Genomic DNA, 24,015 nt, shown 5'->3' with positions numbered 1-24,015 from the left:
TGCAGCTGCGACACGGCGACGCCCCACCTCTCGGCTACCATCCCGGACACCAGCCTGCCGCGTACAAAAATAGGGATGCCATCCCGCTCGGCCTGGCTGCGCACCAGGGAGCGACCTTTTGAGTACCGACCACGCTTACGCCGAGTTGGGCTTGCAGCACGATGCGAGCGATCAGCAAGTCAAGTCCGCCTGGCGGCGCCTGGTCTCGCAGTGGCACCCGGACCGCAACGACAGCGCTCAGGCGGTGGCCAAGATCCAGCGCATCAACCAGGCCTTCGAGTCGATCCGGCGCGCACGCGCGCAGGGCATGGTCGACACCGCGCCAGACTTCACCGCTGACAGCCATCGGCCTGCCGCCGAAGCGGCGCCGCCTGCGCCCGAACCCGCAGCCGAAGCCGCACCGCCCGCACCCGAGGCCCCCGCCGACGACAGCCCCCGCCGCCCGCCGATCCGCCGCAAGCTCAAGCTGACGCTGGAAGAGGCCGCCGCCGGCTGCATCAAGACACTGCGCGGCAAGCTCACCGAGACCTGCACCACCTGCGATGGCGCCGGCCACCAGATGCTGGGCGGCCACTGCGCCAGCTGCGGCGGCTCCGGCGCCATCCAGCAGCGCTCGGCCTGGTTCGGCTGGCCCAGCGTCAGCATCGAATGCGAGGCCTGCCTGGGCGGTGGCTTTGCACGGCGCGCCTGCCCGGCCTGCGCCGCCAGTGGCAAGCTGGACACCGCCTACAAGGTGCAGGTGCGCATCCCCCACGGCGTGCGCGACGGCGACGTGCTGCACGTGGATGCGCGCCGCGGCGGCAAGGCCGGCGCGCCGGCCGACCTGGAGATCCAGGTGCAGATCGAGCCGCACGCCTTCTTCCGGCTCGACGAGGCCGACGGTTCGCTGCGCTGCGAGATCCCCGTCAACGGCTTTGCCTGGGTTGCCAACCGCATGGCGCAGGTGCCCACGCTGTACGGCTGGCACCTGATGCAGCTGGACCGCGACCGCCTGGCCTACACCCTGCCCGGCCTGGGCTACCCCACCGACCGGCGCGGCGCGCGCGGTGACCAACTGGTGACGCTGGTGCCCGTGTTCCCGGCGCAGCTGAGCACCGACCAGGAGATCCTGCTGGACCAGCTGATCGCCACCACGTCCAAAGCCGCAGGCGCGGGGTCGAGCGATCGGCTGCGGGTGTGGGACAAGGAACTGCGGGCGTGGGAGAAGACGCTGGCGGCGCGCAAGAGCGGATCGAAGGACTAGCAGCGTGAGAGGCGCCCGATCGATCGCCTCTCCCGCCGTCACGTACAAGCCCTCGCACCGAGCCCGCCCCCACGTTGTCGGCGAGTGCGCGACGCTGCCCCCCCTCCCAAGGACCACCGCGTGGACACCAAGACCTTCTTCGTCGCCGCCATCCTGGCTTGCACCAGTCTGGCCGCCCACGCCCTGCAGATCACCACCGCCAGCCCGCAAGGCGAGGTCGCCCAGGTGCGCCAGGTGGTGCTGCGCTTCGACGCCGACGCCGTGCGTTTCGGCGATGCCAGCGCGCGAGCCCCCGCCACCGTCAGCTGCAGCGACACCCAGGCCGGGCGCGGCACCGGCCGCTGGAACAACGCGCGCGAATGGGTCTGGCAGTTCCAGGACGACCTGCCGCCCGGCGTGCGCTGCAGCGTCGCCACCGCCGCTGACTTCAAGTCCCCGCAAGGGCAGGGGCTGACGGGCCTGGCCAGCTTCGCCTTTCACACCGGCGGGCCGTTCGTGCGCAACACGCGGCCCTACGGCGGCACCATCGACGAAGACCAGCATTTCGTGCTGCGGCTGAACGGCCCGGTCACGTTGCAGAGCGTGCAGGCCAGCGTCTGGTGCAAGGTCGAAGGGCTGGGCGAGCGCGTGCCGGTGCGCCTGATCGAAGGTGCCGAGCGCGCGGCCTTGCTCAAGGCCCGGCGCCTGGAGGAAGACGCCGCCAAGGCGCCGCTGGCCGTGCAGACGGTGGCCTGCAACCGGCGCCTGCCACCGGCGTCGCCCATGCAGCTGGTGATCGGCAAGGGCCTGGCGACACCCAGCGGCATCGGCAGCAGCGTGGAGAAGCGCTTTGCGTTCCAGGTGCGTGAGCCGTTTGCGGCCAGCTTTGCGTGCGAACGCGAGAACGCGAACGCCGCCTGCCTGCCGATCCGCCCGATGCGGCTGGAATTCAACGCGCCCGTGTCCAGGGCACTGGCGGCGGCGATTCGGCTGAAGTCGGCCGGCCAATCCCGCGCGCCCAGCCTGGACGAGCAGGACCAGACCTCGCACGTCAGCAGCGTGCAGTTCGCCGCGCCGTTCGCCGAGCGCGCGGCCTACACGCTCGAGTTGCCGCCCGATTTCAAGGACGACGCCGACCGACCGCTGCGCAATGCAGACAACTTCCCACTGCCGGTCGCGACCGGCCCGATCCCGCCGCTGGCCAAGTTCGCCGCCGCACCGTTCGGCATCGTGGAGCGCTTTGCCGAGCCCGATGGCCCGCCCCTGCTGCCGGTGACGCTGCGCAATGTCGAAGCGCAGTTGCCGCTGGCGGTCAAAGCTGTTGCCCCCGATGCGCGCGTGGCCGATCTGCGGCCCGAAAGCGACGCCGACATCCTGGCCTGGTTCCGCAAGGTGCAGCGCTACGACAGTTTCACGGTCGAGCGCAAGCGCGCAGCGGCCGACCTGAAAGCGCCCCTGCCGCGCGTCGTCGACGACGACCAGAAAGACTGGGTGCAGTCGCGCATGCTGGCGCTGCTGGCCGGCCAGAGCGGCGTGCGCGCGGTGGAGCTGCCCCGGCCGAGCACCGACGACCCGCGCCCGTTCGAGGTCGTGGGCATCCCACTGACGCCCGGCTTCCATGTGCTGGAGATCAGCTCCAGACGCCTGGGCGCCGCCCTGCTGGACGAGCGCTACGGCCCGGACCGCACGATGGTCGTGCGCACCTCGGCCCTGGTGACCAACCTGGGCGTGCACTTCAAGCTGGGCCGCGAGAACGCATTGGCCTGGGTGACGACGCTGGACAAGGGCAAGCCTGTGGCCGGCGCGCGCGTGGCGGTGTCGGACTGCCGTGGCAAGCCCGTCGTCAGCGGCACGACGGACGCCCAGGGCGTGGTGCAGCTCGCGGGCCTGTCGCCCCAGCCGCCGAGCTGCAACGACGGGGGCGATGGGGGTGGCGACGGCGCCGCGCCGTCGTGGTTCGTCACCGCCCGCGCGCGCGACGCACAGGGCGTGGAGGACATGGCCTTCACCTTCAGCGACTGGAATCGCGGCATCGAACCCTGGCGCTTCAACCTGCCGACCAGCCAGGACCCGGCCCCCGACCTGCGCGCCCACACCATCTTCGACCGCACGCTGCTACGCGCCGGCGAAACGCTGGCGATGAAGCACCTGCTGCGCACCGAGACAACCAAGGGCCTGGCCCTGCCCACGCAGTTCCCCGCCAATTTGCGCATCACCCACGTGGGCAGCGGCCAGCAGTTCACGCAGCCGCTGGCCTGGTTCCGCACCGACACCGGCGGGCAGAGCGCCGAGAGCCGGTTCACGCTGCCACCGGCCGCCAAGCTGGGCGCCTACGAGGTGGCACTGCTGCAGGGCACTGGCCAGGAGGAGCGCAGCCTGCCGTCCGGCCAGTTCCGCGTCGAAGAGTTCCGCCTGCCGGTGCTGCAGGGCCGCATCGCACCGGCCGACGCCAAGCCGCTGGTGCAACCGGCCAGCGTGCCGACTGACGTACAGGTGAACTACGTGGCCGGCGGCGGCGCGGCGAACCTGCCGGTGCGGGTGTCGGCACTGCTGCGTGACAAGTCGCTGAAGTTCGATGGCTTCGACGCCTTCAGCTTTGCGCCGCCACGCGACCGCAAGGCCAACCCCTCGAACGAAGACGAGGAGGAGCCCGACGCTGCCGCCGGCCCGCGCGTGATCGCCGACAAGCTGGCCCTGAGCCTGGACGCAAGCGGCGCTGGCAAGCTCGTGATCGACAAGATCCCCACCGCGCCGCGCGCACAGGAGCTGCTGCTGGAGGCCACCTACGACGACCCGAATGGCGAGGTGCAGACGCTGCGCAGCACCTCGACCGTGTGGCCGGCCGGCGTGGTGGCCGGCATCAAGACCGAGGGCTGGGTCTCGGCCGCGCAGACCATCCGCTTCCAGGCGCTGGCGCTGGACCTGGCGGGCAAGCCACGGGCCGGCGTGGCGCTGGACGTGCAAGCCTTTGCCCGCATCGTGACGACCAGCCGCAAGCGCATGGTCGGCGGCTTCTACACGTACGACAACCAGACGGCGGACAAGGCGCTAGGCAGCGTCTGCAGCGGCAAGAGCGATGCGCGCGGCCTGCTGCTGTGCGAGGCCAAGCTCACTCAAGCGGGCGAGGTGGAACTGGTCGTGACGTCGACCGACGACGCGGGCCGCGCCGTGCAGGCGGCCAGCTCGGTCTGGGTCACGCGCCAGGGCGAGCTGTGGTTCGGCGGCGAGAACCACGACCGCATCGACCTTCTGCCCGAGAAGCGGGACTACGCGCCGGGCGAGACCGCGCGGCTGCAGCTGCGCATGCCGTTTCGCTACGCGACCGCGCTGGTGACGGTGGAGCGCGAAGGCGTGCTCTCTCAGCGCGTCGTGCAGTTGAACGGGCAAGACCCGACGCTGGAGGTGCAGGTGGAGGAAGGCTGGGGCCCGAACGTCTACGTCAGCGCGCTGGTGCTGCGGGGCCGCCTGCGCGATGTGCCGTGGTATTCGTTCTTCACCTGGGGGTTCAAAGCACCGCGCGAATGGTGGTCGGCCTTCTGGCATGACGGCAAGCAATACGTGGCCCCCAGCGCGCTGGTCGACTTGTCCAAGCCCGCGTTCCGCCTGGGCGTGGCCGAGCTGCGCGTGGGCACGCGCGCGCACCAGATCGATGTGAACGTCACGTCTGACCAGCCGACCTACCCCGTGCGCGGCCAGGCGCGCGTGACCATTCGCGCCACGCTGCCCGACGGCAAGCCCGCCGCGCATGCCGAGGTGGCGCTGGCCGCCGTCGACCAGGCGCTGCTGGAGCTGATGCCCAACGACAGCTGGAACCTGCTCGGCGCGATGCTGCAGCGCCGCGCCTGGGGCGTGGAAACGTCGACCGCGCAGATGGAAATCATCGGCCGGCGCCACTACGGCCGCAAAGCCGTGCCGGCCGGCGGCGGCGGCGGGCGTGGTGCCACGCGCGAGTTGCTGGACACCTTGCTGCTGTGGAACCCGCGCGTGGCGCTGGACGCGAATGGCCAGGCCCAGCTGACGGTGCCGCTGAACGACGCGCTGACCACCTTTCGCATCGTCGCCGTGGCCGATGCCGGCGCGGCGCTGTTCGGCACCGGTCAGGCCAGCATCCGCACCATGCAGGACCTGCAGATCATCAGCGGCCTGCCGCCGCTGGTGCGCGAGGGCGACCAGTTCCGCGCGCAGATCACCTTGCGCAACGGCACGGCCAAGGCCATGCGGGTGGAGGTCACGCCGCGCGCGACGCTGCCGGACCCCAGCGCCGCGCCGGGCCGCGCGACGCAGGCGAGCCCCCCGTCGGGCGACAGCGCAGCACGCGATGTAGGCAGCGCGGGGGTCACGCTGACGCCACGCACCATCGACATTGCGCCCGGTGAAGCGCGCGAAGTGGCCTGGGAGGTGACAGCGCCGACGCAACTGACGCCCGCGCGCACCGAGGCCCTGGTGTGGGAGATCGAGGCCCGCGACACGGCCAGCGGCGCGCGCGATGCGCTCAAGCTCAGCCAGCGCATCGTGCCCGCCGTGCCGCTGGCCGTGCAGCAGGCCACGCTGGTGCAGCTGGACGGGGCATTCAGCCTGCCGGTGCAGGCGCCGGCCGATGCCATCAGCGACTACGGCCGCCCGCGCGGCGGTCTGCAAGTGGCCCTGCAGCCACGCCTGGCCAGTGCCGAAGGCGGCCTGCCGGGCGTGCGCGACTGGTTCGCGGCCTACCCGTTCGCGTGCCTGGAACAAAAGGCCAGCCAGGCCATCGGCCTGCGCGACGCCAAGCGCTGGCAGAGCGTGGTCACGCAATTGCCGGCCTACCTGGACGCAGACGGCCTGGCGCACTACTTCCCGCCGCAGGCCGGCAGCGCCCACCGGGGCAGCGACACGCTGACCGCCTACCTGCTGGCCGCCACGCACGAGGCGGCGACGCTGGACAGCGCCTTGGCCCTGCCCCAGGCGCTGCGCACGCAGATGGAGGACGGCCTCGTCGCCTTCGTCGAGGGCCGGCTGCAGCGCGAGTTCTGGAGCCCGCGCGCCGACCTGGACGTGCGCAAGCTGACCGCGCTCGAGGCCCTGTCGCGCACGGGCCGCGCGCCCGGTCGCCTGCTGGCCAGCATCACCGTCGCGCCGAACCAATGGCCCACGCATGCGGTGATCGACTGGCTGAACATCCTGCAGCGCGTGGCCGACGCACCGCAGCGCGAGCAGCGCCTGGCCGAAGCCCAGCAGGTGCTGCGCGCGCGCCTCGCCACCATCGGCACGAAGATCGTCTTCAGCACCGAGCGCGACGACCAATGGTGGTGGCTGATGGTCAACGGCGACGTGAACGCCGCGCGCTTGCTGTTGGCCGTGATGGACGACCCGGCGTGGCAGGACGACATGGGCCGCCTGGCGGCCGGCTTCATCGCCCGCCAGCAGCGCGGCGCCTGGCAGACGACCACGGCCAACCTGTGGGGCAGCCTGGCGCTGACGAAGTTCTCGGCCAAGTTCGAAAGCACACCCGTCACCGGCAGCACCAGCGTCCGGTTGGGCGAGGCCAAGGCCAGCGTGGATTGGGAACAGCCCGCGCCGCACGCCAGGCACCTGGCTTGGCCCGACGGCGCCGGCACGGTCGAGGCCGCTCAGCTTGGCACGGGCAAGCCCTGGCTCACGCTGCAGTCGCTGGCGGCCGTGCCCTTGAAAGCGCCTGTCGATGCGGGCTACCGCGTCACCAAGGCCATCACGCCCGTCGAGCAGGCCGTCGCCGGCAAGTACAGCCGGGGCGATGTGCTGCGCATCACGCTGGAGGTGACGGCCGCATCCGACATGACCTGGGTCGTGCTGAGCGACCCGATCCCCGGCGGTGCCACGATTCTGGGCAGTGGCCTGGGGCGTGATTCGCAGATCGCAACTGCCGGCGAGCGGCAGCAGGGCGGCGGCGCGTCACCGGCCTTCGAGGAGCGCAGCTTCGAGACCTACCGCAGCTACTACGCGTTCATGCCCAAGGGCACGACCCGGGCCGTCTACACCGTGCGGCTGAACAACGTGGGCGACTTCGCGCTGCCGCCGACGCGGGTGGAAGCGATGTACGCGCCGGAGGTGTTCGGGGCGCTGCCGAACGGGCGGTTGAAGGTCGATTCACGATAGACAGATAGCTGTTTTTAAAAGTTTTTCATAGTAAATTGATAAAACTGTGATTAATGATGAAAACGCTGACTTCAGCGCGCTGAGCGAGGCGCAGACGCGCCAGTACATCGACGCGGAATCCGCATGGCGCGCGCTCGAAGAAGCACAACAGGCCGCGCTCGAAGTCCGGGGCTCCATGCTGTGGCGCACGCAGTCCGGCCGGCGCTACTTGGTGCGCGTGTCGGCCACAGGCGCGCAGACCTCACTGGGCCCGGCGTCGGACGAAAACGTGCAGATCTTTGACCGGTTCATGGCCCGCAAGCAGAGCGTGGAAGCGCGCCTGAAAGCCTTGCGTGAGACCGTGCAGCAGCACGTGCGCGTGAACCGCGCGCTGCGTGTCGGCCGCGTGCCAGGCGTGGTGGTGGACACGCTCAACGCACTGGCCAAGGCAGGCCTGCAGGAGCACTTTCTGACCGTCGGCACGCATGCGCTCTACGCTTACGAGACGGCGTGCGGTGTGCGCGTACGCACCGAGGCGACCGCCACGCAGGACATCGATCTGCTGCTGGACACCCGCAAGTACCTCAAGTTCGTGACCACCATGCGGCGCCTGGACACATCGCTGCTGGGGATCTTCCAGAAGGCGGACAAGACCTTTGCACTGCGCGGCGACCAGAAGTACACCGCCGTCAACGCGGCGGGCTTCGAGATCGACGTGATTCGCCGTGCTGCGCAAGGCAGTGCCGCAGACGACCCGCACCCGCTACGTGTCTCGGCATTCGAGGACGACTTCTGGGCTGTGCAGGTGTCCACCGGCCAGGCCCTGTTGGGTGGCGGTCGCTTCACGCAGAGTGTGGTGGCGCTGAACGGTCAGATGGCCACCATGCATGCGCCCTCGCCCGACAGCTTCGTGCGCATCAAGCGCGCGCTGGGCCAACGCGAAGACCGCGACCCGTTGAAGCGGCGCAAGGACTTGTTGCAGGCCCGGGTGGTGCAGCAGTTGCTGGATGCGCACGGGCTGCGATATCACATGGCGGGTGGGGTGTGATGAACCGGCTGGGTGCGCTACCAGACTTCGAGGGTCAGCCGATCCGGCACATGTTGAAACGCCAGGTCAAGGCGCACCGACCCAGATGTCGTCGCGCAAGCGATTGCCGCCCATGCGCAGAGGCGACGCTCAGTCGATCCAGCCCTCGAAGGGGTGACGTTGCGTGCGGGTCTGCTGGCGTTTGGTCAGGACATCCTCCACATCCGAAGTCTGCGCCACGGCATCCAGAAATCCTGCCCATCGGCAGGCTTGGCAGGCTTGCGTGACAACCCGACGTTGCCCGTCAGCAGGTCTCGCCGAATGAACCTTTCGGATTCCGAGAACCGAAACTGGTGTGCAAGACGCACGGCCTGGCTGCGGCCGATCACAAATATCTTGGCGGTCTGGTGCATGACGCATCCTCAGTCCAACATGGCAGGCCGCATGGCGCTGCGCAAGCGTTTATTTTGGCTCGTGCCCATGCTCTGCGCCGCAGCCGCCCACGCCGCCGCCCTGCCCTCCTACGACCAGGTCCGCGCCAACCACCGCACCTCCGACACCCTGGTCCTCGCCCGCAATGGCCAACTGCTGCAGCGCGTGCGCACCGACCCGACCGTGCGGCGCGGCCCCTGGGTGCCGCTGGCCGACATCTCGCCGGCCCTGCGCACGGCCATGGTCATGAGCGAGGACCGGCTGTTCTGGCAGCACAGCGGGGTGGACTGGCGTGCCGTCTCGGCGGCAGCTTGGGGCAACCTGTGGAACAGCAAGACGCGCGGCGCGTCCACACTGACCATGCAGCTGGCCGGCCTGCTGGACGAGGACTGGCGCCACACGGCCGGCGGGCGCAGCGTCACGCAAAAGCTCGGCCAGGCCGTCGCGGCACAGCGGCTGGAACGCACCTGGCGCAAGGACCAGATCCTGGAGGCCTACCTGAACCTGGTGCCGTTTCGCGGCGAGATCGTGGGGCTGGATGCGCTGTCGCGCACGCTGTTCGGCAAAGCCGCCCATGGGCTGGACGCGCGCGAAGCCGCCGTTGCCGCAGCCCTGGTGCGCGGGCCGAACGCAGCGCCCGGCGTGGTCGCCCGCCGGGCGTGCGAGGTCTTGCGCGCCAGCACCGAGGCCCGTGACTGCCAGGGCCTGGAGCTGTTCACGCTGGGCGCACTGCAGCGCCGTGCGCATGCCGCCAGCGAAGGTATCGCGCCACACGCCGCGCGGCAGGTGTTGAAGGACGCCACCGTCACCACTGTCCCCAGCGTCACCAGCAGCCTGGACGCCGCCCTGCAGCGCTTCGCGGTGCAGACGCTGTCGCAGCACCTGCGCGAGCTGCGCGGCCGCCACGTGGAAGACGGCGCACTCGTCGTGCTGGACAACGCCAGCGGCGAGGTGCTGGCCTGGGTCGGCTCTTCCGGCGCACTGAGCCGCGCAGCCGAGGTCGACGGCGTGCTGGCGCGGCGCCAGCCCGGCAGCACGCTCAAGCCCTTCCTGTATGCCCAGGCAATTGCCGAACAGCGGCTGACCGCCGCATCGCTGCTGGACGATGCGCCCACGCACATTCCCACGGCCAGCGGCTTGTACATCCCGCAGAACTACGACCGGCGCTTCAAGGGCCAGGTGTCGGTGCGCACGGCGCTGGCGGCCTCGCTCAACGTGCCAGCCGTGCGCGCGCTGGTGATGGTGTCGCCCGACGCCTTCGCACGCCAACTCGGTGCGCTCGGCCTGCCGCTGGCACAGGCCGGCGACCACTACGGCTACAGCCTGGCACTGGGCAGCGCCGAGGTTTCGCTGCTGGCGCTGACCAACGCCTACCGCACGCTGGCCAACGGCGGCCGGTACAGCCCGACCACGCTGCGCGCCGCGGCGCCAGCAGCGGCCGCAGCGCCCGCACCCCACCAGGCCATCACACAAGCCACGGCTCCCGCAGCGCCCACTGAAACCACCACCCCAGCGGGCACGTCACAGCGCCGCAGCAGCACACCCGCCATCGACCCGCGCGCCGCCTTCATCGTCGGCGACATCCTGTCTGACACGAACGCCCGCGCGCCCACCTTCGGCACCGACAGCGTGCTGGCCACGCGCATCTGGACGGCCGTGAAGACCGGCACCAGCAAGGACATGCGCGACAACTGGGCCATCGGCTGGTCGCAGCGCTATACGGTCGGCGTGTGGGTCGGCAATGCGGGCGGCGCGCCCATGCACGAGGTCAGCGGCACCAGCGGCGCGGCGCCCATCTGGGCGGCGCTGATGCACCACCTGCACCGGCAATTGCCCAGCCGGGCGCCCGTGGCGCCAGCGGGCCTGCAACAGTTGGACGTGCGCTTCGGCGACGACCTGGAGGCCGCGCGCAGCGAATGGTTCCTGGCCGGCACGGCGCAGCCGGTGTTCGCGCTGGCGGGCCCGCTGGACGACGCCGCCACGCCCCGCATCCTCTCGCCCGCCGACGGCAGCATCGTTGCGTTGGACCCGGACATTCCGCCCGCGCGCCAGCGGCTGCAGTTCCGCGCACAGGGGGCCGACGCGCGTTGGCGCATGGACGGCAAGCCGCTGGGGCGCGGCGCCGAGATCGCCTGGCTGCCCTGGCCTGGGCGGCACCAGGTGGAGCTGGTGGACGCGCGCGGCACGGTGCTGGACAGCATCCGCATCGAGGTGCGCGGCGCGGGGGTGAAGGGGCGTTGAACCACCAGGCGGCGTGACGGCCTGGGCGGCGGCCGCCAGGTGCTCACCGGGCTCCTGCCGCTCCATGTGAACGACGCCAGGTGGCGGAGCGCATGACGCCGGCCAACGTGCGCACCCCTTCATCGATCTGCTCCACCGTGAGGCTCGCATAGCCCAGCACCAGCCCCGCCGCCCGCCCCCGCCCGCGCGACGGCGCGCTGGCGAACAGCGGCGACACCGGGTAGACGCCCACCCCCTTGGCGCGGGCCGCAGCCACCAGCGCAGCCTCGTCGCCCGACTTCAGCGCGGGCAGCCACAGCACGACATGCAGCCCGGCCGCCGTGCCCGCGACCTGCGCGTCGGGCGGCAGGTGGCGCGCCACGGCACCGAGCAGTGCGGCGCGGCGACGTTCGTTCTCGCGGCGGATGCGGCGCACGTGGCGCTCGTAGGCACCGCTGTCGATCAGCGCGGCCAGCACGCGCTGCTCCAGCACCGGCGCGTGGCGGTCGGCCAGGCGCTTGGCCTGGCGAAACACCGCCACCAGTTCGACCGGCAGCACCAGGTAGCCCAGCCGCATCTGCGGCGACAGCGCCTTGGAAAAGGTGCCCAGGTAGACCACACGGCCATCGGCATCCATGGCCTGCAGCGCGTCGATCGGGCGCTGGCCGTAGCGAAACTCGCCGTCGTAGTCGTCCTCCACAATCCAGGCGCGCTGGCGGTGCGCCCACTGCAGCAGCTCCACGCGCCGACCGACCGGCAGCACACCGCCCAGCGGGAACTGGTGCGAAGGCGTCACATACGCCAGGCGCACACGCGCGTCCTGCGGCAGGCGCGCGGTGTCCAGGCCGTGGGCGTCCACCGGCACCGGCCATGGCGTGGCGCCCGTGGCCTCGAAGCAGCGGCGCGCCATCAGGTAGCCCGGCTCTTCGATGACGAAGGCGTCGCCTGCATCCAGCAGCAGCCGCGCGCACAGGTCGATGCCCTGCTGCGAGCCATGCACGACGACGATCTGCTCCGCATCGCAGGCCAAGCCGCGCGCGCGGCGCAGATAGCCCTGCAGCGCGCGGCGCAGGCGCGCGTCGCCCTCGGGCGGCACGTAGTACAGGCTGTGCTGCTGGCGCAACAGCTCGGCCTGGTAGGCGCGGCGCCAGGCCAGCGTGGGGAAGTCGCGCGCAGCGACCGCGCCGTAGACGAAATCGATGCGCGCTGGTGTCGTCAGCGGCAGGGCCGGCATCGCCATGGCCGCCACACGCCGGCCGAAAGCGGACAGTGCCATGGCCGACCTGCCGCGTCGGGGCGCGGGCGCACGTAGCGCACGCGCCGCAACCGCCCCGGCCGGCGCACCGGCCACGCGTGCGGCCCGGCCGACGGAGGTCACGACGAAGCCTTCGGCCGCGAGCTGCTCGTAGGCGGCGGTCACCGTCGTGCGTGAAACGCCGAGATCGGCCGCGACAGCACGCGTGGACGGCAGCCGCGCACCGGCCGGCAGCGTGCCGTCGGCCATCTGCGCGCGCAGCAGGTCGTAGATGCGGCGCCCGGTGCCGGCGCCGGCAGCGTTAGAAAACTGGCCCATCGGGTTTCATCAAAACTGGCTCTTCTCATTGTGCCGGTTTGCAGCGACAGTCCACGCTTTCGCGCCGACCCGAGAGCCCCCGATGTACCTACCCCCTCATTTCGCCGAGACCAGCCCCGCCCGGCTGCAGCGCACCGTGCGCGACCACCCGCTCGGCACGCTCGTCACGCACGGCCCCGCAGGCCTGGACGCCGACCACGTGCCGTTCGAGTTCGACCCGGATGTCGGCCCGCACGGCCTGTTGTCGGCCCATGTGGCGCGCGCCAACCCGGTATGGCAGCGTTGCCCCAGCGGCTCGCCGGTGCTGGTGATCTTCCACGGCGCGCAGGCGTACATCTCGCCCAGCTGGTACCCCAGCAAGCACGAGGCGCACCGCCAGGTGCCGACCTGGAACTACGAGGTGGTGCACGCGCACGGCGTGCTGAACGTGCACGACGATGAGCGCTTCGTGCGCCGCCTGGTAGCGCGGCTGACGCGCCAGCACGAGGCGGCCGAGCCCAAGCCCTGGAAGATGGGCGACTCCGCCCCCGCGTTCATCGACAGCCTGCTGCAGAACATCGTGGGCATCGAGATCGCACTCACGTCCCTGGTCGGAAAATCCAAGCTGAGCCAGAACAAGGACGCGCGGGACCGCAGCGGTGCCGCCGATGCGCTGCAGGCGCGCGGCCATGACGAACTGGGCGAGCGGATGCGGCCTGCCGATGGAACGATGCAGACGCCATGACCTTCCTCACCTTCCTGGTCACGGCCCTGGTCCTGGCCATCACCCCTGGCCCGGGCCTGGCCTACGTGGTCGCCCGCACCGTGGCAGGGGGCCGCTCCGAGGGGCTGGCGTCGTGCCTGGGCACCGGCCTGGGCGGCATGCTCCACGTGGCCGCCGCAGCGCTGGGCCTGTCCCTGCTGATCGCGCAATCGGCGATCGCGTTCAGTCTCTTGAAGTACGTGGGCGCGGCCTACCTGGTCTACCTGGGCGTGCGGCTGCTGCTGCGCAAGGACCAGCCCGCCCACGCCACGCCGGTGACGGCGCAGGGTGTGCGGCGTGCCTTGCGCGAGGGCGTCGTCGTGGAGGCGCTGAACGTGAAAACGGCGCTGTTCTTCCTCGCCTTTCTGCCTCAGTTCGTGGCGCCCACCGAGCCGCTCATGGCGCAGCTCGTGTTGCTCGGCAGCATCTGCGTGGCGCTCAACACGCTGGTCGACGTGGTGGCGGTGTTCGCAGCAGACCGGCTGCTGCGCTCGGGCCCGGCGCGCGCTGCGCGGGCGCGGCGCATGACGCTGGCCTCTGGCTGCACCATGGTCGGCCTGGGCGCCTTCCTGGCGCTGGCACGGCGCGAAGTCTGAGGCCGCGCCCGGCCTTCCGCAGAGGCGCGCGGCGCAGGCGAAGTCAAGGCGATTAGCGCGCTGCCGAGCGCTCGCCGAGCGCACTTCTCGCGTGAACTGGCGAACAATCGCACGCAAAGCGGACAAATAAGCGCGTCGGGCGTGAACTAGTTGTCGCCCCCTGACAGGGATGCCACTAGGCGCCAAGATCGTTGATTCATATAGTGGTCTGCACCAATCGACGCCCAATCTGGGCGTTGACTCGATGCAAATCAGAACCACAAGATGCCATCCAGGACCAGCTTGCCGCACCCGATGCACCACGCGCCCGGCGCGCCGGGGGATGGGACAGGCGCAACGCCGCGCCGTGCGGCATCCGGCGCCGCCGAGCCGGCCGGGCGCTGAGACCCATGCCGCAGGCCATGCTCAACCACCTGGATGGCACTGCCTGGGCCGCTGCCGCCGTCGTGCTGCTGGCCGTTGCCTTGTGCTGGGCGCAGCAGCGCCGGGCATGGCGGACCACCCACGCCAAGGTCAGCACACTGCAGCTGCAGCTGCAGCAGGCGCTGCGCGAGCGCGAGCAGCTCTACAGCTCACTGCTGGCCAACATACCCGGCGCCGCCTACCGCTGCACGCACGACGACAACTGGACGGTGATCTTCATCAGTGACGTGATGGAGCGGCTGTCCGGCTGGTCGCCTTCGGACTACCACGCCTCGCCGACGCTGCTGCGTGAGTTCGTGCACGTGGACGACCAGCCCGGCGTGCGGCTGCAGATCCAGCTGGCCATCGACGAAGACCGTCCCTTCACCGTCGAATACCGGGGCGTGCACCGCAGCGGGCGCGAGTTTTGGGTCTGGGAACAGGGCAGCGCCGTGCGTGGCGAGAACGGCGAGGTGCTGTGGCTGGACGGCGTGATCATGGACATCAGCGAACGCAAGGCCACGGAGCTGGCCTTGCAGCAAGCCAAGGAAGAGGCCGAGGTCGCGGCGGCGGCCAAGACTATGTTCCTGGCCAACATGGGGCACGAGGTGCGCACGCCGCTGAACGCGATCATCGGCTTCTCCGGCATCGTGATGGCGCGCTCACTGGACGACACGCAGCGCGAGCACATGAAGAAGGTGCAGCAGGCCGCCAATGCGCTGCTCCAGATCGTCAACGACATCCTGGACATGGCCCGGTTGGAGCGTGGCACGCTGTTGCTGGAGTCCGAAGAGTTCTCGCTGCAAGCGCTGGCCCATGCCGCGCTGCAGGCCCACCAGAGCGCAGCGCGCAAGAAGGGGCTGGCGCTGCGGCTGCAGGTCGATCCGACGCTGGGCGACATGGTCTGCGGCGACGCGCGGCGGCTGCGCCAGGTGCTGGACCGCCTGCTCGACAACGCGGTCAAGTTCACGGACGAGGGCTCCGTGCGCCTGGAGATCGGCCAGGAAGGCGAGCAGCTGTTGCTGGCGGTGCACGACACCGGCGTGGGCATCGCGCCGCAATGGCAGGAGCGGATCTTCGAGGCATTCACGCAGGCCGACGCCTCGATGAGCCGGCGTCATGGCGGCACCGGCCTGGGCGCCACGATCGCGCTGCAGCTGGTCGAGCACATGGGCGGCACGTTGCGCTTGCAGAGCACGCCCGGCGAAGGCAGCAGTTTCACCGTGCGCCTGCCGCTGGCCAGCGCCAGTCGCCCGGCCGCGTCGGCGGTGCCGGGCGAAGCACAGTCGCCCTGCCCCACCCTCGGGGCGGCGCATGCGCCTGCGCCGGCCACGCAGCTACCCCCACCCTGGCGCGATTCCGTGTCCCAGCTGGTCCAGGCGCTGCGCAGCGGCGAGGTCACCGACCCCTCCATGCCACGGCTGCTGCAGCATCTGCGCCACCAGGGCCAGGAGACGCTGGCAGTGCAGATGGAACATGCGCTGGCTGCCTTCGACCTCGACCTCGCGGCCGAGCTGCTGGAGAGCATGCCCGCGCAGTTGTGAGCCACCGCCGGCTGCGCCGCAACGGCGCCGGCCTGCAGGCTGCGGTCTGGTCAGAGCTGCCACGCTGCGGCGGCACCGACCAGACGCTCAGGCGACGCTGGACAGTGCGTCGTTGAAGGTCTTGCTGGGGCGCATGACGGCAGAGACCTTGGCTTCGTCCAGCTTGTAGTAGCCGCCGATGTCCACCGGCTTGCCTTGCACGTCCGCCATCTCCTGCACGATGGTCTGCTCGTGGTCGGCCAGGCGCTTGGCCAGCGGTGCGAACTTGGCGGCCAGGGCCGCATCCTCGGACTGCGCGGCCAGCTCTTGCGCCCAGTACAGCGCCAGGTAGAACTGGCTGCCGCGGTTGTCCAGCTGGCCGGTCTTGGGGCTGGGGTTCTTGTTGTTGTCCAGCAGCTTGCCGGTGGCCGCGTCCAGCGTCTTGGCGAGCAGCTTGGCCTGCGGGTTGTTGGTCTTCAGGCCCAGGTCTTCCAGGCTCACGGCCAGCGCCAGGAACTCGCCCAGCGAATCCCAGCGCAGGTGGTTTTCTTCCACCAGTTGCTGCACGTGCTTGGGCGCCGAGCCGCCGGCACCCGTCTCGTACATGCCGCCACCGGCCATCAGCGGCACGATGGACAGCATCTTGGCCGAGGTGCCCAACTCCATGATGGGGAACAGGTCGGTCAGGTAGTCGCGCAGGATGTTGCCGGTGGCGCTGATGGTGTCCAGCCCGCGGATCACGCGCTCCAGCGTATAGCGCATGGCGCGCACCTGGCTCATGATCTGGATGTCCAGCCCGGCCGTGTTGTGCTCGTGCAGATACATCTTGACCTTGGTGATCATCTGCGCCTCGTGCGGGCGGTAGGCGTCCAGCCAGAACACCACCGGCGTGCCGGAATTGCGCGCCCGCGTAACGGCCAGCTTCACCCAGTCGCGGATGGCGGCGTCCTTGACCTGGCACATGCGCCAGATGTCGCCCTGCTCCACGTTCTGGGAGAGCAGCACCTCGCCGGTGGCCAGGTCGGTGATGTTGGCGACGCCGTCCTCGGCGATCTCGAAGGTCTTGTCGTGCGAGCCGTATTCCTCGGCCTGCTGGGCCATCAGGCCGACGTTGGGCACGGTGCCCATGGTCTTGGGATCGAACGCGCCATGCCACTTGCAGAAGTTGATGATCTCCTGGTAGATGCGGGCGAAGGTCGACTCGGGCATCACGGCCTTGACGTCCTTCAGGCGGCCATCGGCGCCCCACATCTTGCCGCCGTTGCGGATCATCGCGGGCATCGATGCATCGACGATCACGTCGTTGGGCGAGTGGAAGTTGGTGATGCCCTTGGCCGAATCGACCATGGCCAGTTCGGGCCGGCCTTCATGGCAGGCATGCAGGTCGCGCTTGATCTCGTCCTGCTTGCTCTGCGGCAAGGTGCCGATCTTGTTGTACAGATCGACCATGCCGTTGTTGACGTTGACGCCCAGCTCTTCGAACAGCTTGGCGTGCTTCTCGAACGCGTCCTTGTAGAAGATCTTCACGCAGTGGCCGAACACGATGGGGTGCGAGACCTTCATCATGGTGGCCTTGACGTGCAGCGAGAACATGACGCCGGTCTTGTGCGCGTCCTCGATCTCCTTCTCGTAGAACTCCACGAGCGCCTTCTTGCTCATGTACATCGAGTCGATGATCTCGCGGTCCAGCAGCGAGACCTTGGGCTTGAGCACGATGGTCTTGCCGGTCTTGGTGATCAGCTCCATCTTCACGTCGCGCGGGCGGTCCAGCGTGAGCGACTTTTCGCCATGGTAGAAGTCGCCGCCGTGCATGTGCGAGACGTGCGAGCGCGAGGCCTGGCTCCAGTCGGCCATGCTGTGCGGGTTCTTGCGCGCGTATTCCTTGACGGCCTTGGGTGCGCGGCGGTCCGAGTTGCCCTCGCGCAGCACGGGGTTCACGGCGCTGCCGGTGCACTTGTTGTACCGCGCGCGGATGTCCTTTTCTTCGTCCGTCGTGGCGCTCTCGGGATAGTCGGGAATCTTGTAACCCTTGTCCTGCAGCTCCTTGATGGCGGCTTTGAGCTGGGAGACCGAGGCGCTGATGTTGGGCAGCTTGATGATGTTGGCTTCGGGCTTGAGCGTCAGCTTGCCCAGCTGCGTCAGGTCGTCGGGCACACGCTGGTCTTCGGTCAGCACTTCGGCGAACTGGCCGAGGATGCGGCCCGCCACCGAGATGTCGGCCGTGTCGATCTCGATCCCGGCCGGGGCCGTGAAGGCACGCACCACCGGCAGGAACGAGTGGGTGGCCAGCAGCGGCGCCTCGTCGGTCAGGGTGTAGATGATCTTGGATTTTCCGGCGGACATGAGAGCTTCCTCAAACGTTGAACAAGGGGGTGGAATGCGCGAAGCGTACCAAGAGCGGCAAGGCCGCCCCGATCACGCAGACAAAGCACGCTCGAACAGACCTCGTGCGATGACCTTGAGCGCCAGAGTTTCCTCGGCGCCCTCGAAGATGGAAAGGACGCGGGCGTCCACGAAATAGCGGCTGACGGGCGTCTCTTCGGCATAGCCCATGCCGCCATGCAGTTGCAGCGCCTCGCGCGTGATGATCTCGGCCGAACGGCAGGCCAAGAGCTTGATCTGCGCGGCCTCGGTGCGGCCAGCGCCCTCCTCCAGCCGCACGCCCACGGCGTAAGCGGTCTGGCGGCAGGCGGCCAGCCGCGCCGCCATGCGTGCCAGCTTGGACTGCGTCAGCGGGAAATCGATCAGCGCGCGGCCGAACACCTTGCGGTCCTGGCTGTAGCGCAGCGCCTCTTTCAGCGCCGCGCGCATCACGCCGGCCGCGCGCGCGGCCGTCTGCATGCGCCCGCCGACCATGCCGGCCATGTTGAAGTAAAAGCCCTTGCCCAGGCCGGCCTCGCCGCCCAGCACGTGGCTGTCGGGCACGAAGAAATCCTCGAACGCCAGCTCGTAGGAATGCATGCCGCGGTAGCCGATGGTCGGGATGGCGCGCCCGCGCAGCCGGCCGCCGCCCTGCGGTTGCACATCGAAGCTGTGCGCCTCGGTCGGCGGCTTTTCCACCAGCAGGATCGACAGGCCCTTGTAGCCGGCGCTCTTGTCGGGGTTGGTGCGCGCCACCACCATCAACAGGCCGGCCTTGCCGGCAAAGGTGCACCAGGTCTTGGCGCCGTCCAGCTTCCAGCCGCCATCGCAGCGCGTGGCTCTCAAAGCCAGGCTGGCCACGTCGGAGCCGTGGTCGGGCTCGGTCATGGCGATGGCGCAGAGCGGCTCGCCGGCGGCGATCTGCGGCAGGAAATGCTGCTTCTGCGCTTCGGTGCCGCCGGCCAGCAGCGCACGCGAGAGGATTTCGGGCCGCGTGATCAGGCTGCCGGCCGCCCCGAGCGAGGCCTCGGACAGCGCCTCGGTCACGGCGATCATCATCATCGTGTCGTCGTGGTGGCCGGGCGCACTGCCGCCGTATTCGTGCGGGATCGACAGGCCGAACACGCCCATCTCGCGCAGCGGGCCGAGGATGCTTTCGGGCACCGTCAAGTCCTGCGCGTGGATGTCGGCGGCCAGCGGCGCGACGACGTCGGCGCCGAAGCGGCGGAACGACTGCTGCGCCATGGCCACTTCTTCGCTCACCGTGACCGGGCCGATCTCGGCCTGGCCGCCGGCCTCGGTCAGCCCACGGGTGAGCTGCGCCAACGCGGCCGGCCCTGCGGCGGCACGGCGCAACCCGGCCCAGGCCGGGCTGTCGCCCAGCGCGCGCAGGGGCTGTGTGTCCAGCGTCTCGTCGATGGCCACGGCCTCCAGCCGCGCCAGCACCGAGCCGATGGCCTCGGTGGTGAACAACAGCGCCAGCCCGCGGTCCAGGCCCGCAGCCGGTTCGCCGCCGAGCACCGTTTCGCAGGCCAGCAACTCCGCACTGGCCCAGGCCAATTCGTAAGCGGCCACCTGCCGCGCATCGAAGCGCGCGCTGTCCAGCCCATGGGCCTCGCCGCAGCGGCGCGCCACGGCCAGCACGGTGGCGTCGAACAGCGGCCGCAGGCGCGCCAACAGCTGGCGCGCCGATTCCAGGGGCTCCTGTTCGGGCAGCATGCGCAGGTCTCCAATGTTGCTCATTCCAACCAATCATGCCACGGTGACATGGTGTAATTCTGAACAACTGACCTCAACCAAACTGCGCTGCGCGCCCGCCGGGCGCGCGCGACCTGCCTGGAGCCTTGCATGTCTTCTCAGAAGTACCGACTCGTCACGCGCAGCGACTTCGACGGACTGGTCTGCGCCGTTCTGCTGAACGCGCTGGACATGATCGACGACATCAAGTTCGTGCACCCCAAGGACATGCAGGACGGCAAGGTCGAGATCACCAACCGCGACATCACGACCAACCTGCCCTACGTGCCGGCCGCCTACCTGGCGTTCGACCACCACCTCTCGGAAACCATTCGTAACAAAGCTGGTCTGGGCAACCATGTGATCGATGCCGCTGCGCCGTCGGCAGCGCGCGTGGTGTATGACTATTTCGGCGGGGCACAGCGCTTTCCCGGCATCTCGGCGGAGATGATGGACGCTGTCGACAAGGCCGATTCAGCGCAGTACGTGCGCGATGAGATCCTGGAGCCCAAGGGCTGGGTGCTGCTGAACTACCTGATGGATGCGCGCACCGGGCTGGGGCGGTTCCGCGAGTTCCGCATCAGCAACTACGCACTGATGATGGACCTCATCCAGTACTGCCGCGACCACACGATCGAAGAGATCCTGGCACTGCCGGACGTGCACGAGCGTGTCGAGCTCTACCACGCGCATGCGGACAAGGCGCGTGCGCAGATCGAGCGCTGCAGCACCGTGCATGGCCGTGTGGTGGTGCTGGATCTGCGCGAGGAAGAAACCATCTGGGCCACCAACCGCTTCATGATCTACGCGCTGTTCCCGCAGGCGCAGGTGTCCATCCACACGATGTGGGGCGTGCAGAAGCAGAACACCGTGTTCGCCACCGGCAAGTCGATCCTCGACAGGGGCAGCAACTGCAACATCGGCGAGCTGATGCTGGCCTACGGAGGCGGCGGCCACCAGGCGGCCGGCACCTGCCAGGTGGCCAATGAAGAAGCCAGCCGCGTGCAGGCTGAGTTGGTCGAGAAAATCAACGCTGCATAGAGATCCTCCCCCCGGCGGCTGCGCCGCTCCCCCCTCCTGCTGCGCGAAGGGGGGGCGCGCCCAGCGGCCTGGCAGAGCCAGTTCCGCGGGTGCCCTGGCACGATGCGGGCGACCTGATGGACCGTGATGTGAGTATTGCGCCGTGAGCACGGCACCGGCCTCTCCCCCTCTGCGCCGCATCGCCCACCTCGACATGGACGCGTTCTACGCGTCGGTCGAGCTGCTGCGCTACCCGCAGCTCAAGGGCCTGCCGGTGGTCATCGGCGGCGGGCGGCGCGCTGCGGACGAGGTGCTCGTGCAACGCGACCGGCTGCCGCTGGACCAGTTCCCGCGTCTGGCCGACTACACCGGCCGAGGGGTCATCACCACCGCGACCTATGCGGCGCGCGCATTCGGCGTGGGCTCTGCCATGGGCCTCATGAAGGCCATCAAGCTGTGCCCGCAGGCCATCTTGCTGCCGGTCGATTTCGACGAGTACCGGCGCTTCTCGCGTGCGTTCAAGGCCACCATCCTGGAGATCGCGCCGCTGATGGAAGACCGCGGGGTGGACGAGGTCTACATCGACTTCACCGCCGTGCCCGGCGGGCAGCGCGAAGGGGGCCGGGTGCTGGCGCGGCTGATCCAGAAAGCCATCTTCGACCGCACCGGCCTGACCTGCTCGCTGGGCGTGGCGCCGAACAAGCTGCTGGCCAAAATGGCCAGCGAGTTCGACAAGCCCAACGGCATCTCCATCGTGCACGAGGCCGACCTGCAAGCCCGCATCTGGCCCCTGGCGGCGCGCAAGATCAACGGCATCGGCCCGAAGGCCGAAGCCAAGCTCGCGGGCCACGGCATCGTCAGCATCGGCGACCTGGCAGCGAAGGAGCGTGGCTGGCTGGTGCAGCACTTCGGCAAGGCCTACGGCGCCTGGCTGCACGAGGCGGCCTGGGGCCGCGACGAGCGCCCGGTCGTCACCGAGAGCGAGCCCGTCTCCATGAGCCGCGAGACCACCTTCGAGCGCGACCTGCACGCCGTGCGCGACCGCGCCGAGCTGTCGGCCATCTTCACGCGGCTGTGCGAGAAGGTGGCCGAAGACCTGCAACGCAAGGGCTACGTGGGCAAGACCATCGGCATCAAGCTGCGCTATGACGATTTCAAGATCGCCACACGCGACCAGACGATCGCCGCGCCCACCGACGATGCGCGCGCCATCCGCCAGACGGCGGGCCTGTGCCTGAAACGGGTGCCGCTGGAGCGGCGACTGCGCTTGCTGGGCGTGCGCGTGGGGGCGCTGCGGCGGGCAGGCGAGCCGGACGCCATCGCGCCAGCCGCGCCGCCGGATGAAGACCCCAACGGTCGGTTGTTCTGATGCACGGCAACCGCCTGCCCCGTCGGCCGAGGCGCTGAAATGGCTGGGCGGCCCGCGATTCGTCATCAACACCTGTACCTTGCGACTGCAGCTGGTGAGCTGACAGTTGCGGGACGTCGCCTTCATTGGCAAGCGCAGGGCATGTGTGGCAAGCTTGCCATCCTGCCGCCACCACTGCGAGGCCCACATGTCCCTGACCATAGAAGCTCTCGAGATCGAAGTCCTTCGCTTGCCCGCCGCCGACCGTGCGCGTCTACTGGACCGCGTAGTGGCGAGCCTGGACGCCGACGCAGCCCGCGATCGCGCCTGGGACGCGCTGGCAGCCCGCCGTGACGCTGAGATTGAGAATGGGTCAGTCGCCGAAGTCTCTGGCCCTGAGTTCCTGGCCCAGCTGCGCACGGAACTGGCTTGAGCTTTTCGCTGCATCCCGCCGCAGGGCTGGACTTGACTGAAGCGGCGCGCTTTTACCGACGCGAAGCGGGCCGCAACGTCGCACTTCGATTTCTCACCGAGTTCGACCGCGTCGCCACACTCCTGGCCCGCGAGCCAGGGCTTGGAACGCCGACAGACGACCGTCGGCGCATGTTCCCGCTCCATGGCTTTCCGTACTCCCTGATCTACCGCGAAGTCACAAGTGGCGTCCGGATTCTGGTCGTACGCCACCAACACCGCGACCCCGCGCACGGCGAGAGCCGGCGCTGACCCTCACGGCGTCAACCGTCAGGCCGATTGCGCCGCAACTCCAACCCAGACTCGAAGTTACCCAACGCTTCCTGCATCAGATGCCGGGGCGCGTCGGCAGGCAGCAGCACCCGAGCCAACGCCGCATCGAACGCCTCTGCCCGCTCGAACTGCACCCAGTGCCCCGCGCCCCCGATCAAGGTGAGCCCACGGAAGTCCGGCGCGACTTTGAACGCTTCGCCCAGCGCCGGCATGCGGCCCTGGTAGAGCACGTCTTCCTCGCCGTAGATCGCCCACACCGGGCAGCGCACCTGCTGCAGCGCCTCTTTCAGAGCCTCGGTGCGCGCCAGTCTGCGCCGCTGCATCCGGTCGCGCTCGACGTTGGCCGCATGCAGCGCCAACGCCAGTGCGTCGATAGCCTCAAGCCGGTGCAGCATCAGCACGCCCAGGTTGTGCCGGTGCACGGCTTCGCGGGCAGCAGGCTCGGGCAGGTGGCGCCAGCCGCGCAGCACGATGGCACCCGCATCGGACACGCCCATGGCCGGCGCGCCCACCAGCACCAGCCGCGCCGCGCGCTGTGGGTGGGCGGCAGCCAGCAGGCCGGCCGTGAGCCCGCCGAACGAGAAGCCCACCAGGTCGCAGTGGCCGGCGCCCAGCAGCGCGGCCAGGCCTGATTCCAGTGCCGGCGCGACCGCGTCCGCATCACCGCCGCCGGGCGGCGGGGCGGAATCGCCGAAGCCCGGCAGATCCGGCACCAGCACCTGGCGGCCGCTGGCGACCAGCGTGTCGACGTTGCGCACCCAGTGCGTCCAGCTGCCGCTGCCACCGTGCAGCAGCACAACCGGGCCGCGCGGCCCGGCGTCGGCCGGACCCCAGCGGTGCCATTGGATGTGGCCATCGCCGCAGGGGGTCTGCAACGCTTGGGCAGCGGCCTGCAGACGGGGGATGGGGTCGGGGAGCACGGTGGCAGAAGGCATCGAGGGTTTATACCGCCTGCGCTTTCACGGCTCTGTCACCGGC

At 69.6% G+C, this 24,015-nt stretch carries 16 protein-coding genes; 11 read left to right on the top strand and 5 right to left on the bottom strand.

The genetic code is table 11. The annotated features are described in order from the left end of the window. The first annotated feature begins 118 nt into the window (after window positions 1-118). The 3 genes from AC099J_RS17790 to AC099J_RS17780 all read left to right on the top strand — a co-directional run bounded on the left by AC099J_RS17790 (window position 119) and on the right by AC099J_RS17780 (window position 8,360). The gene (locus AC099J_RS17790; RefSeq protein WP_479616613.1) at window positions 119-1,243 is read left to right on the top strand and encodes a DnaJ C-terminal domain-containing protein; all 1,125 of its coding nucleotides are present in this window, start codon (window positions 119-121) and stop codon (window positions 1,241-1,243) included. A gap of 120 nt (window positions 1,244-1,363) precedes the next feature. Next, window positions 1,364-7,333 (top strand): alpha-2-macroglobulin family protein, encoded by a 5,970-nt coding sequence (locus AC099J_RS17785; protein ID WP_479616612.1) that lies wholly within the window; start codon window positions 1,364-1,366, stop codon window positions 7,331-7,333. Window positions 7,334-7,379: 46 nt separating this feature from the next. Next, a complete protein-coding gene (locus AC099J_RS17780) occupies window positions 7,380-8,360 on the top strand; it encodes a GSU2403 family nucleotidyltransferase fold protein (RefSeq protein ID WP_479616611.1) in 981 nt (326 codons plus the stop codon). 185 nt (window positions 8,361-8,545) lie between these two features. Here the strand turns inward: AC099J_RS17780 and AC099J_RS17775 are convergent, their stop codons facing one another. Beyond that, window positions 8,546-8,752: an antitoxin gene (locus AC099J_RS17775; RefSeq protein WP_479616610.1), complete on the bottom strand. Its 207-nt coding sequence runs from the start codon at window positions 8,750-8,752 to the stop codon at window positions 8,546-8,548. Between the two features lie 31 nt (window positions 8,753-8,783). Between AC099J_RS17775 and pbpC the strand changes: the two genes are divergently transcribed. Beyond that, window positions 8,784-11,012: a penicillin-binding protein 1C gene (gene pbpC / locus AC099J_RS17770; protein WP_479616841.1), complete on the top strand. Its 2,229-nt coding sequence runs from the start codon at window positions 8,784-8,786 to the stop codon at window positions 11,010-11,012. Between the two features lie 43 nt (window positions 11,013-11,055). On the opposite strand, the gene pdxR is transcribed toward pbpC, so the two are convergent. Continuing rightward, a complete protein-coding gene (gene pdxR, locus AC099J_RS17765; RefSeq protein WP_479616609.1) occupies window positions 11,056-12,564 on the bottom strand; it encodes a MocR-like pyridoxine biosynthesis transcription factor PdxR in 1,509 nt (502 codons plus the stop codon). 82 nt (window positions 12,565-12,646) lie between these two features. Here pdxR and AC099J_RS17760 point away from each other — a divergent pair, with 82 nt between their 5' ends. The 3 genes from AC099J_RS17760 (at window position 12,647) to AC099J_RS17750 (ending at window position 15,848) form a co-directional block, all read left to right on the top strand. Then, window positions 12,647-13,288 (top strand): FMN-binding negative transcriptional regulator, encoded by a 642-nt coding sequence (locus AC099J_RS17760; RefSeq protein ID WP_479616608.1) that lies wholly within the window; start codon window positions 12,647-12,649, stop codon window positions 13,286-13,288. After that, entirely contained in the window at window positions 13,285-13,902 is a 618-nt protein-coding gene (locus tag AC099J_RS17755; RefSeq protein WP_479616607.1) for a LysE family translocator, read from the top strand. Before AC099J_RS17760 ends, AC099J_RS17755 begins: the two co-directional genes overlap by 4 nt. Before the next feature lie 401 nt (window positions 13,903-14,303). After that, the gene (locus tag AC099J_RS17750) at window positions 14,304-15,848 is read left to right on the top strand and encodes a PAS domain-containing sensor histidine kinase (RefSeq protein ID WP_479616606.1); all 1,545 of its coding nucleotides are present in this window, start codon (window positions 14,304-14,306) and stop codon (window positions 15,846-15,848) included. An 87-nt stretch (window positions 15,849-15,935) separates the two neighbouring features. On the opposite strand, the gene AC099J_RS17745 is transcribed toward AC099J_RS17750, so the two are convergent. Both AC099J_RS17745 and AC099J_RS17740 read right to left on the bottom strand, forming a co-directional pair. Further along, window positions 15,936-18,170 (bottom strand): NADP-dependent isocitrate dehydrogenase, encoded by a 2,235-nt coding sequence (locus AC099J_RS17745; protein ID WP_479616605.1) that lies wholly within the window; start codon window positions 18,168-18,170, stop codon window positions 15,936-15,938. 72 nt (window positions 18,171-18,242) lie between these two features. Beyond that, window positions 18,243-19,931: an acyl-CoA dehydrogenase family protein gene (locus tag AC099J_RS17740; protein ID WP_479616604.1), complete on the bottom strand. Its 1,689-nt coding sequence runs from the start codon at window positions 19,929-19,931 to the stop codon at window positions 18,243-18,245. A 105-nt stretch (window positions 19,932-20,036) separates the two neighbouring features. Here AC099J_RS17740 and AC099J_RS17735 point away from each other — a divergent pair, with 105 nt between their 5' ends. The 4 genes from AC099J_RS17735 (at window position 20,037) to AC099J_RS17720 (ending at window position 23,016) form a co-directional block, all read left to right on the top strand. After that, complete coding sequence (locus AC099J_RS17735) at window positions 20,037-20,966, top strand: exopolyphosphatase (RefSeq protein ID WP_479616603.1); 930 nt, start codon at window positions 20,037-20,039, stop codon at window positions 20,964-20,966. 193 nt (window positions 20,967-21,159) lie between these two features. Further along, window positions 21,160-22,314 carry a DNA polymerase IV gene (gene dinB, locus AC099J_RS17730; RefSeq protein WP_479616840.1) on the top strand — a complete coding sequence of 385 codons (1,155 nt, stop codon included), beginning with the start codon at window positions 21,160-21,162 and terminating at the stop codon, window positions 22,312-22,314. Window positions 22,315-22,501: 187 nt separating this feature from the next. Next, window positions 22,502-22,726: an addiction module protein gene (locus AC099J_RS17725; RefSeq protein WP_479616602.1), complete on the top strand. Its 225-nt coding sequence runs from the start codon at window positions 22,502-22,504 to the stop codon at window positions 22,724-22,726. Next, window positions 22,723-23,016, top strand: a complete 294-nt coding sequence (locus tag AC099J_RS17720; protein WP_479616601.1) for a type II toxin-antitoxin system RelE/ParE family toxin — start codon at window positions 22,723-22,725, stop codon at window positions 23,014-23,016. The genes AC099J_RS17725 and AC099J_RS17720 overlap by 4 nt, the downstream gene beginning before the upstream one ends. A gap of 11 nt (window positions 23,017-23,027) precedes the next feature. On the opposite strand, the gene AC099J_RS17715 is transcribed toward AC099J_RS17720, so the two are convergent. Further along, window positions 23,028-23,972: an alpha/beta fold hydrolase gene (locus AC099J_RS17715; protein ID WP_479616600.1), complete on the bottom strand. Its 945-nt coding sequence runs from the start codon at window positions 23,970-23,972 to the stop codon at window positions 23,028-23,030. Between the last annotated feature and the right edge of the window lie 43 nt (window positions 23,973-24,015).

This window comes from Rhodoferax sp. RT4P68 (genome assembly GCF_056521305.1).
This window is presented reverse-complemented; position numbering and strand designations above follow the sequence as displayed.

What these genes read in the sequence shown, in the direction of transcription:
- AC099J_RS17735 (WP_479616603.1), top strand. Translation starts at nt 20,037, where the DNA reads ATGTCTTCTCAGAAGTACCGACTCGTCACGCGCAGCGACTTCGACGGA.
- AC099J_RS17755 (WP_479616607.1), top strand. Translation starts at nt 13,285, where the DNA reads ATGACCTTCCTCACCTTCCTGGTCACGGCCCTGGTCCTGGCCATCACC.
- AC099J_RS17740 (WP_479616604.1), bottom strand. Translation starts at nt 19,931, where the DNA reads ATGAGCAACATTGGAGACCTGCGCATGCTGCCCGAACAGGAGCCCCTG.
- pdxR (WP_479616609.1), bottom strand. Translation starts at nt 12,564, where the DNA reads ATGGGCCAGTTTTCTAACGCTGCCGGCGCCGGCACCGGGCGCCGCATC.
- AC099J_RS17715 (WP_479616600.1), bottom strand. Translation starts at nt 23,972, where the DNA reads ATGCCTTCTGCCACCGTGCTCCCCGACCCCATCCCCCGTCTGCAGGCC.
- pbpC (WP_479616841.1), top strand. Translation starts at nt 8,784, where the DNA reads ATGGCGCTGCGCAAGCGTTTATTTTGGCTCGTGCCCATGCTCTGCGCC.
- AC099J_RS17760 (WP_479616608.1), top strand. Translation starts at nt 12,647, where the DNA reads ATGTACCTACCCCCTCATTTCGCCGAGACCAGCCCCGCCCGGCTGCAG.
- dinB (WP_479616840.1), top strand. Translation starts at nt 21,160, where the DNA reads ATGGACGCGTTCTACGCGTCGGTCGAGCTGCTGCGCTACCCGCAGCTC.
- AC099J_RS17750 (WP_479616606.1), top strand. Translation starts at nt 14,304, where the DNA reads ATGCTCAACCACCTGGATGGCACTGCCTGGGCCGCTGCCGCCGTCGTG.
- AC099J_RS17775 (WP_479616610.1), bottom strand. Translation starts at nt 8,752, where the DNA reads ATGCACCAGACCGCCAAGATATTTGTGATCGGCCGCAGCCAGGCCGTG.
- AC099J_RS17725 (WP_479616602.1), top strand. Translation starts at nt 22,502, where the DNA reads ATGTCCCTGACCATAGAAGCTCTCGAGATCGAAGTCCTTCGCTTGCCC.
- AC099J_RS17745 (WP_479616605.1), bottom strand. Translation starts at nt 18,170, where the DNA reads ATGTCCGCCGGAAAATCCAAGATCATCTACACCCTGACCGACGAGGCG.